Source organism: Dyadobacter diqingensis (genome assembly GCF_024220585.1).
GTDB lineage: Bacteria > Bacteroidota > Bacteroidia > Cytophagales > Spirosomataceae > Dyadobacter > Dyadobacter diqingensis.
Window position 1 is genome coordinate 1,042,455 of the sequence record NZ_JAMXKF010000001.1, and the last position, 13,277, is coordinate 1,055,731.

12 protein-coding genes are annotated in these 13,277 nt (G+C 43.6%); 10 read left to right on the forward strand and 2 right to left on the reverse strand.

The window, feature by feature from the left end:
* Positions 1-2: 2 nt before the first annotated feature.
* From M1L62_RS04205 to M1L62_RS04230, 6 genes are all read left to right on the forward strand, one after another.
* On the forward strand, positions 3-1,157 hold the full coding sequence (locus M1L62_RS04205; protein ID WP_254411753.1) for an aldose epimerase family protein: 1,155 nt from the start codon (positions 3-5) through the stop codon (positions 1,155-1,157).
* 486 nt (positions 1,158-1,643) lie between these two features.
* A complete protein-coding gene (locus M1L62_RS04210) occupies positions 1,644-2,267 on the forward strand; it encodes a beta/alpha barrel domain-containing protein (protein WP_254411754.1) in 624 nt (207 codons plus the stop codon).
* Between the two features lie 229 nt (positions 2,268-2,496).
* Positions 2,497-3,117 carry a PspC domain-containing protein gene (locus tag M1L62_RS04215; RefSeq protein WP_254411755.1) on the forward strand — a complete coding sequence of 207 codons (621 nt, stop codon included), beginning with the start codon at positions 2,497-2,499 and terminating at the stop codon, positions 3,115-3,117.
* An 80-nt stretch (positions 3,118-3,197) separates the two neighbouring features.
* Positions 3,198-3,383: a LiaI-LiaF-like domain-containing protein gene (locus tag M1L62_RS04220; RefSeq protein ID WP_254411756.1), complete on the forward strand. Its 186-nt coding sequence runs from the start codon at positions 3,198-3,200 to the stop codon at positions 3,381-3,383.
* A gap of 6 nt (positions 3,384-3,389) precedes the next feature.
* Positions 3,390-4,424: a toast rack family protein gene (locus M1L62_RS04225; protein ID WP_254411757.1), complete on the forward strand. Its 1,035-nt coding sequence runs from the start codon at positions 3,390-3,392 to the stop codon at positions 4,422-4,424.
* A 57-nt stretch (positions 4,425-4,481) separates the two neighbouring features.
* Positions 4,482-5,198 (forward strand): M15 family metallopeptidase, encoded by a 717-nt coding sequence (locus M1L62_RS04230; RefSeq protein ID WP_254411758.1) that lies wholly within the window; start codon positions 4,482-4,484, stop codon positions 5,196-5,198.
* 1 nt (position 5,199) lies between these two features.
* Here M1L62_RS04230 and M1L62_RS04235 read toward each other — a convergent pair whose 3' ends face one another.
* Complete coding sequence (locus M1L62_RS04235; protein ID WP_254411759.1) at positions 5,200-5,913, reverse strand: head GIN domain-containing protein; 714 nt, start codon at positions 5,911-5,913, stop codon at positions 5,200-5,202.
* A 229-nt stretch (positions 5,914-6,142) separates the two neighbouring features.
* On the opposite strand from M1L62_RS04235, the gene M1L62_RS04240 reads away from it, so the two are divergent.
* The 3 genes from M1L62_RS04240 to M1L62_RS04250 are packed head-to-tail and all read left to right on the forward strand — an operon-like array spanning position 6,143 to position 9,615.
* Positions 6,143-6,736 (forward strand): RNA polymerase sigma-70 factor, encoded by a 594-nt coding sequence (locus tag M1L62_RS04240; protein ID WP_254411760.1) that lies wholly within the window; start codon positions 6,143-6,145, stop codon positions 6,734-6,736.
* 2 nt (positions 6,737-6,738) lie between these two features.
* Entirely contained in the window at positions 6,739-7,776 is a 1,038-nt protein-coding gene (locus M1L62_RS04245; protein WP_254411761.1) for a FecR family protein, read from the forward strand.
* A 45-nt stretch (positions 7,777-7,821) separates the two neighbouring features.
* Positions 7,822-9,615 carry an STN and carboxypeptidase regulatory-like domain-containing protein gene (locus M1L62_RS04250; protein ID WP_254411762.1) on the forward strand — a complete coding sequence of 598 codons (1,794 nt, stop codon included), beginning with the start codon at positions 7,822-7,824 and terminating at the stop codon, positions 9,613-9,615.
* A 114-nt stretch (positions 9,616-9,729) separates the two neighbouring features.
* Here M1L62_RS04250 and nadE read toward each other — a convergent pair whose 3' ends face one another.
* The gene (gene nadE / locus M1L62_RS04255; protein ID WP_254411763.1) at positions 9,730-11,763 is read right to left on the reverse strand and encodes an NAD(+) synthase; all 2,034 of its coding nucleotides are present in this window, start codon (positions 11,761-11,763) and stop codon (positions 9,730-9,732) included.
* 224 nt (positions 11,764-11,987) lie between these two features.
* Between nadE and M1L62_RS04260 the strand changes: the two genes are divergently transcribed.
* Positions 11,988-13,223, forward strand: coding sequence for an ABC transporter permease (locus M1L62_RS04260; RefSeq protein ID WP_254411764.1), 1,236 nt, complete (start codon positions 11,988-11,990; stop codon positions 13,221-13,223).
* Positions 13,224-13,277: the final 54 nt, after the last annotated feature.

Consider the following 13,277-nt stretch of genomic DNA (forward strand, 5'->3'; position numbering starts at 1 on the left):
TTATGAAAAAACGATCATTTATACTCGCTGCACTGATCGGGATAGGCCTGATGAGTTGCTCAAAAACCAAAAACGAAAACGAAAGTAAAACAATGACCAGTACGATTTCGAAAGAAGTATTCGGGGATCTTCCGGACGGTAAAAAGGCAGACCTTTACACGCTGACAAATGCCAACGGGATGACTGTTAAGATCACCAATTACGGTGGAATTATTACAGAATTAACCGCAAAAGACAAAGATGGAAAATGGGAAGATGTAGTGCTCGGCTTCGATTCGCTGGCTCCATATCTGGGTGAACATCCTTTCTTCGGCGCACTGGTTGGCCGTTTTGGAAACCGTATTGCAAACGGAAAATTTACATTGGATGGTAAAACGTATAATTTGCCGATCAATAACGGACCGAATTCTTTGCACGGCGGTATCAATGGTTTTAATAAAAAACTATGGAACGCAACTGAAATTAAAAACGATTCGATCGTTGGTCTGGAATTGACGTATCTGAGTAAAGATGGTGAAGAAGGCTATCCGGGCAATCTGAATGTTAAAGTGATCTATACGCTTTCCAATGACAACGGACTTCGTATCGACTATGAAGCGACAACGGATAAAAATACGGTTGTCAACCTGACAAATCACTCGTATTTTAACCTTACAGGCTTAAAGCGTGATATCTTGAATCATGAAGTTTCAATTAAGTCGGACAGCCTGGTGCCGGTTAACGCCACGCTTATTCCTACCGGAAAACTTTTGAATGTAAAAGGAACTCCATTCGATTTCAACGAGCCTACACTGGTTGGGAAAAGAATCAACGACAGCACGGATGTACAAATCAAGAATGGTGGCGGGTATGACCACTGCTGGGTTATCAACCGCGCTGCGGACAAAAGTTTGTTACTTTTCGCAACGGTAAAAGACCCTGAAAGCGGCCGCTTCATGGAGGTTTATACTACTGAACCTGCTGTACAGTTTTACACGGGTAACTTCCTTGATGGTAAATTAACAGGAAAAGGCGCGACTTACTCAAAACGCTTCGGTCTTTGCCTTGAAACAGAACATTATCCTGATTCTCCAAACCAGCCTCAGTTCCCGACAACGGAGCTAAAACCGGGCGAGACGTATAAAACTTCCACTGAGTATAAGTTTTCGGTGAAGTAAAAAATCAAAAAAAAATAGATCGAACTGCCGGTAGAGGAATCTGCCGGCAGTTTTTTGTTTATAAGTTATCATTGAAGTAGAGGCAATGGCTAAAGCCGGAAAGATTCGGATTTAGCCGCCCTCCCAAGGCTAAAGCCTTGGGTTAAATTCATTCGCCCGTGACAAACTAGTGGAAGAAATGAATTCCGGCTGCTAGGGATTAATCCAGGGTTTTTACACCAACCCAACGGTTCAGCCTTGGAAGCCAGAAGTACCACCGGCCTTATCCATTGATTGCCCAGTTCAAGAACCACTCATACATAAAAAAGAAGATTCCTCGCGCACACTTAACCCAAGGCTTCAGCCTTGGGGACACGCCAGATGCCCGAAGCCCCCGGCTTTAGCCATTGATTTCCCCTCACCTGATCCAAAAAGTAATTTATTAACAATAAAATTCCCCCGATGAATTATCTTTGCGGGAAATTTATTGCAACTAATAACATCAACATGCTAACCAGAACAGTAAAAATCAGTAACGTCACAAACTTATCCGATGCCCGTTATTGTGCAGGTATGGGTGTGGAAATGCTTGGTTTTTCAATTGATCAGGATTCTCCCAATTACATTTCTCCCAAAAAATTCGAAGAAATATGTTCATGGCTGGCTGGCGTGCAGTTGGTTGCGGAATCCAGCCAAAGCGACCCTGAACTTCTTCTGAAAGCACTTTCGGAATATCCTGTACATTACGTTCAGGTTGAAACGCCGGGATTGCTTACTTATTTACAGAGCGAGCTGAACCTTCCACTGATCCTCCGGGTGAGTGTGGACACCTATGATGCCAACGATATTTATTCAATTCTGAGCCGTTATGGCGACGATGTTGCCTATTTCCTCTTGGAAAGTGACGCCAATACTACCTTATCCGAAGAATGGGTCGATGTGCTGGCTAAACTGGCCAAAGAATATCCGATACTGATCGGTTTTGGTCTTGATGACGAAAATACTGTCAATAACCTTACCGAAACTTTTCCCGAAATAGGGATTGCTTTGCGTGGAAGTGAAGAAATCCGTCCAGGCTACAAAGACTTCGGCAGCATGATGGATATTCTTGAAGCACTTGAAGAAGAATAAAATACAACGTAACTTCCCGAATGACAGATAAAAGGAATTGCTTTCATTACCAATTGCTTTTATCTGTTTTCATTTAAAATTGGAGCTGTTTCAGTGTAACTAAAAGTTTAAAAATCGGAAATCATTCCAGATTACCTTTTAACACGATTACTAACCGATAATAAACTTCCAGCTTGCAGTATCTTGTATCACCCACTACCTTTGATTACAAATAAACGTAAACAACGAAATGGAAAAGAAATTGCACCGCATACCCGATCAGGCCGTATTTGGAGGAGTTGCTTCCGGTATTGCCCAATATTTACAAATAGATGTCGTAATCGTTAGGGTTTTATTTGTCGTGATGTTATTCCTGCCCATCCCGCCAAGTTTCGGCTGGACCGGTATTTTGTACATCATCTTATGGGCTGTGCTTCCAACCGGCAATGCGGATGTCCATAATTTCGACACCATTGCCTCAAAACCACACGATCCCGAAGCCGAGAAAAAACGTAACGACCAGACGATCAAAATTCTTGGAGGTGCGTTGGTCCTGTTTGGTATCTTTATGCTGGTTGACGACTTCCCGTTGTGGTACGAAATCAAACCCTATTTCTGGCCGGTCGCACTGATTATTGTGGGTGCATTTTTGATCCTTCGTCAGCGTGATAAAGAACAGGAAAATGGCAATACCACAGTTTACCCAACAACACCGCCACCGACGGAGCCGGTAGAGCCATACACACCAACACCAGATCCGCAACCTTATACACCATTCAGCACAACTGAATCTACACCAGCGGATACGTTTCCTCAGGATCCAAACGGGCCCAAAGGAGAAAATGATGACGATGTAATAAAAGTTAATTAGAGTAAATGAGTTGAAAACACTAAAAATTTTCAACCGCGCGGCGGACCGCTCTTAACTGTCAACTCTCAACTATTTTAGCCATGAACTTTCGAAGCATATTCTGGGGTGTTATCCTCATCATTGCAGGCTGCCTGTTTCTTATCGAAGAACTTACCGGTTTTGACTTCAAAGGCTTTTTCTGGCCTGTCATGCTCATCATCGCAGGCGCTCTGCTTTTACTCAAAAATTTCATTAATTCTGATACATCCAACCACTCAAATATTTAAGCAATCATGAAAAATTCAAGAGGCGTTTTTTGGGGTGGAATTCTTATTGTCATTGGTATCGTTGCTCTCCTTCGTAAACTAAATCTGTTTTACTTCCACTGGGATTCCGTTTTACCGTACTGGCCGGTGCTGCTCATTTTGGCCGGGATATTGTTGCTGGTAACACAAAAACATGCGCCAGCCCGGGCATTCGTAGGTATTTTGATTGGCCTCGCTGTTTTCGGTGGCATTGCACACAGAACTGACCGCGCCATTGACCACAACCGCGACAACTGGAATTTTAACTGGAATGACGACGACGATCAGGATCAGGACGATAATGATGATCAGGACGATAACGACGATGAAAATAAAGACGAAGACTACGAACAGGACCGCAGCGACAATCAGGATGATGGAGATAATAAGTTAAAAAACAACTCCTATCAGTACGATATGCAGGATTTTATCCAGAAAGCAAATTTCAATCTGGAAGGCGGCGCAGGTTCTTTCACAATGAAGGGCAACACGGATAAATTGTTTGAAGCCGATACAAAATCTTCCGTGATCGGTTTTCTGTCAAACACATCCATCAACAAACTGGCTAATTCAGCGACCGTTAACTTTAAAATGGAAGATGGCAATGTGAAACTGAATCACGGCGAGCTGAGCAACAAGGCACAGATTGAATTGAATGATAAGCCTGTCTGGACGATTGATCTGGGTCTTGGAGCTGGTAAAGGCGATTTCGACCTGAGCAATTATAAAGTAGAGTCCCTGAAAGTAAGCACCGGTGTGGCCGACATGAACATCCGTTTGGGAGATAAACTGGACAATTCAAAAGTGGACATTGAAGCTGGTGTAGCATCAATCGATCTTGAAATCCCGAAATCGGCCGGCTGCGAAATCGTCCTGGACGGAGCCCTCAACCTGACCTCATTTGATGATCTTGAAAAAATAAATGACAAACTTTATCGTTCTCCCGGATATGATAAGGCATCGAAAAAGATCAATATCAACTTTGAAGGCGGTCTGTCGAAGGTAAAAATCAGAAGATATTAATCATTTCCCCTCCTTTTCAAACACTGAAAAGGAGGGATTATTTATTGTTTGAAGTGTATGCGTGCTTTTAAGGTATTTTTTTCGATTGCGTTTTTTTCAGTTTGCTTCACATCAGGTCAGGCACAGCACGCTAAAAATCAACCTGAAAAGAATATTTCCCCTACCGAAAAAAAGATACTCGATCAAGGGCTCGTCAATATCCAGACCGTCAATCCCGATATACTGATTGAGTTAAAATATGCGACTGCTGATAATTTCATGAAGAGAAATGTGTATGGAGATTTGACCCATGCTTATCTTCAACCGGAAATGGCTAAAAAACTTTCTCAGGCCAGTGTCATTCTTCAACGTACAAAACCAGGTTTCAAATTGCTGGTGTACGATGCAGCCCGTCCGAATTCAGTTCAATACAAGTTGTGGGATGCGCTCGATGATCTCAAAATACCTGTTCGTCAGAAAACGCAGTATGTTGCCGATCCAAAAATTGGCTCCAACCATAATTTTGGTTGTGCCATAGACCTTACGGTTGTAGACGAAAAAGGACAGCCGCTGGATATGGGGACCAAATATGATTTCTTTGGCCCCCTCGCCTATCCCCGCTCGGAACAGGAAATGCTGAAACAGGGTAAGCTCACATCCAAACAAATTGCGAACCGAAATATTCTGCGCAAAGCCATGACTCAGGCCGGTTTCACCGTCAATACAACCGAGTGGTGGCATTTTGACGGGATGTCGAAAAAACAGGCACGGGCCCGATACGGGATAATCAAATAACTTAATCCTGATGCACCGAACTGCCGCCGGAAACCTTTTTCTGAACGTTCGGATTTCCCAGATACCTTAAATTACTCGCTCCGCTGGCATCAGCTTTCAAAAATTTACTGACACGGACTTTCCCTTTGCTGGCTCCTGACAACTGAAGATCCGATTCTTCTGCCTGATAATCGAAACTGCTTAATTCCGACGCCCCCGACAGTTCTCCATCCAGAAACTGCCCGCCGCCAACCAGGCTCAGATAAGAGGCGCCGGATAAGTCAACTTCGATACTTTTAGCAGACCCGATAAAATTACACTGAGAAGCACCAGATAATTCAAAGTCGATTTCACGTGCATTTTCAAATCCACGAATACCGGCGTCCACTGCTCCCGAAAACTCTACACCGGATAAGTTGGGCATGGTAACGTCAATTGTCATTTTTTTACGACGATTCCTCCAATCCTTATAACGGACGACAAGTTCTCCATCCTGAGTAAAAATTTCAAGGTCATCAAGATCATTCAGTTCACCCGTTGCCGCGATGGCATAGGTGTTGCCCGCCTTTACGTTGACATGAAAAGCGTTGCCCATTTCAAGCTGGTCAAAACCGGTGAAATTAAAATTACGCGTACTTGTTCCGCGTGGTTCCGGATCGTCGTCGACATATTCACAGGATTGCAGACTGAATAAAGTAAAAGCGTAAACAAACAAGGGAAGAAATAATTTTTTCATAGCTAATAAATGATGATTGACTTAGGATATTTCCTGTTCTCCCTCTCAGGACAATCCAAAAATATTTTCCCCCTACGCATAAAAATATTTTTTTACATAGGGGGAAAGAAGCTTCCGTTTGTCATATAGAAAAGAAACTTGAACCGTGTCAGCAACCGCTCTTATTAATCGGGATTTTATAATCGGAAGAGATTATCTACTTTTGGCCAAAAATCAAAAGAGAAAGTCTGTGCAAGCCACCGATCCGGAAATTGTTCAAGCGATAAGAAGAGGAGACGAAGCCGCTTTCGAGCGTACTTTTCGTTTCTATTACCAGCGCTTGTGCAATTATGCCAGCTCTCTGCTGAAAGACGAAGAGGATGCGGAGGAAATTGTACAAACAGTCTTTATAACGATTTGGGAAAAAAGAGAAGATCTTGAAATTACCCTTTCGTTAAAATCTTACCTGTATCGCGCAGTGCATAATCATTGCCTGAACCGGTTCAAGCATGCATCGGTGAAAGAGGCGTACCGGGAATATTCGGTTAACTATATGCCGCAATCATATGAATCCGTAACGGAGGTGATCCATGCGGACGAACTGGCTGAACGCATTGAAAAAGCAATACGCCGCCTGCCGGAACAATGCCAGAAAGCATTCCGGATGAGCCGCTTTGAAGAAATGAAATATCAGGAAATTGCCGATCAGCTTAGTATTTCCATCAAAACAGTGGAAAACCAAATTGGCAAAGCATTGAAAATATTACGGAGTGAGCTGGCGGATTACCTTCCTTCCCTGCTTTTATTAGTTTATTTTTTACATCAACAGTTTTTCCAATCGTAAGCATGAACAATCATGAAAACATATCGGATGAGCTGTTAGCACGCTACATGGCCGACATTGCCACTGCTGAGGAAATAGCAGAGGTACAAAACTGGCTTAAAAATTCACCCGAAAATGAAAAGGAGCTTGCAGCCTTTGAAATGATCTGGGAGAAGTCTGCTGCGCTAAAAACAAAACAGGTAAAAGTAGATACCGACGCGGCCTGGGATAAGGTTCGTTTAAAAATGACTGCTAAGAATCCGGTCGTTGCGGAAACACGTATTGATCCGGACCCGGCTCATGAAACAATTATCAAAAAATTACCTGTAAAAAAACAGGTTTCCTATACATTATGGATTGCCGCAGCGGTTTCAATGGTTATGATGGCATTTGGATGGTACGTTTTTCAGACCCAGTTCAACAACCCCGAGCCATTGCAGGTTGCCACAACCAACAATACAACCGAAGCAATCCTGCCCGACGGGACCAAAGTGTTTTTGAATTATAACTCAAAAATAACTTATCCCGAAAATTTTAGCGGTGATTTACGTTCGGTTGCTTTACAGGGAGAAGCCTTTTTTGATGTAAAACCTGACGCTGCCCACCCTTTTGTTATTGATGCGAATGGCACCGAAGTAAGGGTTTTGGGAACTTCTTTTAACGTGAAAGCCTATAAAAAAGAACTTGTACGTGTTGATGTAAAAACCGGAAAAGTGCGCGTCAGCAAGGCCGATCAACAAATTGAATTGGTCAAGGGGGAAAGTGCAGAAGTGGAAGAGGACACCTTGCGAAGTTTGCAGGCCGATTTGAACATCATGGGTTATCGCACGCAGGTTTTTGATTTTAATGCAGCACATTTGGGCGATATTATTAATTCGTTAAAAGACGGTTATCACGCTGATATTCGCTTAGCCAACGCTGACCTGGCGAAATGCCGGCTGACCATTGGTTTTCAAAAGGAGCCACTCGATGCCACGCTTTCCGTTATCGCTGAAACCCTGCAATTACGTTTGAGAAAAGAAGGAACGACTTATTGGCTTGACGGAAACAGCTGCCAGTAGTACCTCGTTTCATTGCCGCAAGCCTCAACCTATCCGCACATTCCCTTGAAAAATTTCCAGTTCCCTTTCCTGATAATGTTATTGAGTTTTCTGGTGTCCATTCCTTCCCAAGCGCAGGAATTGTTGGAACGAAAAATCTCAATCCGGGTCAATAACCAGCCTCTGGATGAAGTTTTACAGCAAATCGGTAACCTGGGCGGGTTTAGTTTTTCATATAGCCCTGATGTTATCGATACCAGAACCCGCGTCTCTGTTAACGTGTCCAATCAAAGCATACGTGAAATACTGATTGAGTTGTTTAAGGGAAAAGTTAATTTCAAGGAGCGGCACAAGTACATTATTTTACAAAGCAATCCGAAAAAGGAAAACGAGGTCCCTGAAAATTTCAATCTGAACGGCTACATCATAGATAAAAGAACGGGCGAAAAACTCGCCAATGCCAGTATTTATGACCCATACACGCTGGCTTCAACGATAAGCGACCGGTATGGTTATTATAAAATCCGGTTACCCACAGCTTCTTCGCCGGTAAGACTTGAAGTCAGGAAACACCAGTATGTTGGCAAATCGGTTATTATATCCAGTAAAAAAAATACTTATTTGCCCATTTCTCTTAATCCGGATACCATCAAATCGCTATCCGTCAGGCCAATCAATATTCCTAAAAAGACAACTTCTCCTGATAATCCCAAAATACTAATTCCACAATTTGAATATACTTCAACTACCTACGTATCACCTGATACCATCATTGAAATAGATTCCATTCGTTTTCAGAAAAAACTGCGGACTACCTACCAGCGCGTCCGAAAGGATTTCAGTATGGCATTTGCCTCAGCAAAACAGGCCATCAACACCAGAAACATTACCGACACTTTGTACCGGACGGTGCAGAACTCCATTTTACCATTTCTCAGTACCAACCGCGAATTGAGCGGCAACGTGGTCAATGACTATTCTTTCAACGTTTTTGCAGGGTATTCCCTCGGCACCAATAAGCTGGAAATTGGTGGATTTTTTAATGCCGACCGGGGGCATGTACGAGGCGTTCAGCTTGCCGGGATTGCCAATGTGGTCGGAAATAACGTCACCGGTTTCCAGTACGCCACAGCGCTTAATGTGGTCATGGGCAGTGTGACAGGTTTTCAGTATTCTACCTTGTTGAATTTCACGGCCGGCAATTTCCATGGCCTGCAACTCGCGGGCGCGGGCAATGTGCTTTTAGGAAATCTTTATGGATGGCAGGTTTCAGGAGGTTACAACTATGCAAGAACGGTACGTCGCGGTCATCAGCTGAGCGCCGTTAACTACGCGGATTCATCAGCGACAACACCTATTGGATTATTCAGTTATGTGCGTAAAAACGGATACCGTCGCTATGAGGTCGCGACTGATGAATTCAACTACATAAACTCGTCTTTTAAAACCGGGGTGAACGCATTTTACAACATATTTACGTTTGGATTTAACGCGCTGGCTCACAACAAACCAATCGCAAGTATTGGCTACGGTTTTGGTACGGCAAGAAATCTCGGACGCGGGTGGATGGTCAATGCTGATGTAACAGCCAACCTTGTATTCGTGGATGAACATATTGAGGATAACGATCCGGCAGGTTTGTTCAGACTTGTTACTGCCATTGAAAGAAAACTCGGCAACAGGTTTTCATTAGCTTTTGGCCCATCAATAAATTTGCTGACCGGAAATTATGTAGGTAGGGCCAGAGATGACCGGAGATTTTTTTCCACGTTTTGGCTCGGTGGAAAACCCGATCAGACACGGAGCAACTACGGCTGGGTGGGGTTTCAGGCTGCTATTAGGTTCCGGGATAAAATTTGAGAAGGGTTTCACGCAAAGCAATAAAGCTAAAAACGCAAAGATCACACAGAGTTTAAACTTTGCGCTCTTTGCGTTTTTTTACTTTGTCTCTTTGCGTGAAACCAAAAAGAAGTCCTAAAATCCGATTCTTCCCCTGCTATTCCTTCCCCCATTGCCACCTGCATATTCTCTCAGTTCTTCCAATTCTTTTTCAAATCCTCCTGAAAGAATCGGGAAACGGCACCAGGAACGTGGATCCAGATTCAGGTCATCCAAATGGAAGGACGGCGCATAACGCTCTCTTTTCCATTGATTCCGGCTCCATAATTTAAAGAATCTTTCCGTCCAGCCTAGCACCTGTGCATCCGAATAAACGCCGTTATATTTTACGAGCATGTGCCTGTAACAGTCAACCGGCGATTTTTTATCCCGGATGGCTACTTTTTCCAAAGCATCCAGAAAATCATACGGCATCAGATCCGCCTCATCCGTCTGGTTTAATTCCAACGGCCGGAGCTCTGCTGTGGGTTGCAGCGAATTGACCTTTTTCAAACCTTCAATCCTGATATGTTTTCCTTTCACCTCACATCCAACGGTTTCCAGCCACCGAAGCCACTGACGCAAATAATGTTTGTCAATTCCAGCCAGCGGGCTGATACTTCCGGAAGTATCGCCATCCATCGTAGCGTAACCCACCGCCACTTCGGAACGATTGGAGGTGGCCAGCAGCAGGTGATTTGACAGGTTAGTCAGTAACCAAACACCCGGGGCACGCACCCTCGCCTGGATATTCTGCAAGGCGATATCGTCCGTTTTCCAGGACAATTTCCGACCGATCTGATCTTCAATTAATCCTTTGTAGGTCTCAACCAGACCGTTGATATTAATGTTATAAAAAGTTGACCCAATAGACAAAGCCAGTGAACTGGCCGAATCCAGCGTGTCAGACGAGCTGTTTTCCGTGCCCTGATAAATATTATGGATCAAAGCCAAAGCAATATCTTCCTCCGTCTTGGCTGACTGAATGCCCTTGATATACGACAGTTTTTCCTTAAACCGTTTCAGACCAATACTTTCATCGGCAAGACGGATCATCAGACCACATAACGCAGTACAGGCGCAGGAATCAGCACCTCCGGACAAGGAAATGGTAAAACCATTGGAACGACTTTTTCTCAGATAGTCAAAAAGCCCAAGAGAAACGGCACGTGCAAATTCCTCTTCCTTCAAGGCACCGCCCTTTTCAAAAGCTTCCAATTCTGCTATTTGCTGCGGAACGGGACTTATCTCCGGAAAATCAAAACGTCCGGCGACACGCCAGGTTTTATCTTTATTTGACGATGATATCTTGTTCTGTAACTGATTCAAACGTGTATTGTCGGTATCGATCACCGCGGTGATGATCAGATAGTCTTCATAACTGAACCGGTCACTTGTTACCAGCATTTCACCGTTGGAGGCGATCATCGCATCACCATCATAAATGGCTCTCCCGGCTTCATTTCCCAATAAATTGGTGTAAACATAACTGCAACCGAATGATCTCGAACCATCAAGCACCAATCTTTCACGTGTAAGAAACTTATGGAAAGCAAAATGGCTGGCGCTTGGATTTAATATCACATCCACACCACGTTCATAATGGCGGCGCCCCGGACGGTTTGACACCCAGGCATCTTCGCAAATTTCAAAGCCGATCCTGATTCCTGACAAATCAAAAATCACATCCCCGATCGGATACAACATCTGATCAATTTCGATACTTTCAACCAGCCCCGCAGGCCATGGACGAAACCATCTTGCCTCATAGTGGATCCCGTTATTGGCGAGATTTTGTTTACAATAAAATCCTATAATCTGCTTATTGGCAATAAGACAGGCGGCATTGTACAAGCTGTTGTTATGACGAACCGGTAAACCCACCGCAACAATAATTCCGGCAGTAGCCCGAACAATTTCATGAAGACATTTCTGAGCCTGATCCACAAGATCCTGCGCGAAAAAATAATCTTCACAACCATAACCCGACACGCACAATTCAGGCAGACAGAGCAGGCTTACATCCTGTTTCTTTGCTTCTTCAATCGCCTGTAAAATGTGTTTGGTATTGGATTCCCACGCCATCGGCGTCTGATTTACTACGCCTGAGGATACTTTTATAAATGACATATTTAGAATAATCCGTTTTGAGGTACTGGAGTTTTACCGTTTGACAGAACACAAACCGCTTAGCAACTTAACAAAAAAATGAGGAGAAGAATTGAATATTTTGATCTAAGACGTAAAAAAACATAAAAGAAAGCGTGATTACGGTATTTACCATGGATTCGAGAGGAAGTAAACTTTTTCGCTACTTTTGTCAGAATAATAATAAAATCTAAAATCCGATTTCTTTGCAGTTTCCCTCATTTATCGCCAAACGCATCCGGAACAACGAAGCCGGTTCTTTTTCTGCAACGGTTTCACGCATTGGCGTAGCCAGTATTGCTATCGGTGTGGCGGTCGGAATTGTTTCATTTGCAGTGCTGATCGGGTTTAAGGAAACAATTCAGAAAAAAGTTTTCCTCTTCGGTGCCCACATCAACGTGACCGCTTTTGCGTTGGGAAATATGTATGAAGAGGGCGCTATGCATATCAAAAACCCGGTTTCTGACGCCTTGAAGAAAATGCCGGAAATAAGTCACTGGCAGGCCGTCGCTCACAAATCGGGCATCCTGAAAACCTCTGATGAGATAAAGGGCGTGGTTTTAAAAGGTGTAGGCAAGGATTATGATTGGGACTTGTTTAAAAGTACACTGGTAGAGGGTCGTTTAATCGGTACGAAAGATTCGTCATCTTTGAAGTATGGCTATTCTTCCGAAATCCTGATCAGTCGAAAAATTGCATCCCAGTTGAAGCTGAAATCCGGCGACGACGTTATTATGTATTCGCTGCAAGATCCACCGCGTCCCAGAAAACTGAAAATTTCGGGTATTTATGATACGCAGATGGAAGAATTCGACGACCGGCTTATCATTGGCGACCTCGCTCTGGTACAGCGCCTCAATGGCTGGGGACCAGATTCGATCGGTACTTATGAAATCTATCTTAAAGATTTTCAGCAGCTGGACAACGTTTCGCATAAGTTGAAAAAGATTTTGCCGCCAGCTGTTTATCTTCAAAAAGTCACGGATACATTCCGCCAGTTATTCGACTGGCTCATACTACTCGACAGAAATACAGCCGTTTTCCTTACGTTAATCCTTTTCGTTGCCTGCTTCAACATGATCTCCATTTTACTGGTTATGATCATGGAAAGGACGCCTTTAATTGGTTTATTAAAAACCCTCGGCAGCCCAAACAAACAAATCAGAATGGTTTTTTTACGGGTAGGTTTGTATATGGTGCGTACAGGACTGCTGATTGGGAATGTGACCGGTCTGGCATTTTGCTGGCTGCAATATCAATTCAAAATCATTCCGCTTGATCCGGTCAATTACAACATGGACACCGTTCCCATCATTTTTGACTGGCCCACGTTTTTGTTAATTAACGTGATCACCGCTGTTGTTTCTGCCTTGATTCTCATGATTCCTACACTGATCATTACCCGCATCCAACCGATTAAAGCCTTGTTATTCAAGAAATAAAGGTTTGTGTTTAGGTTACACAGAGAACCACAGAGGTAAAGAGAGATTCACAGA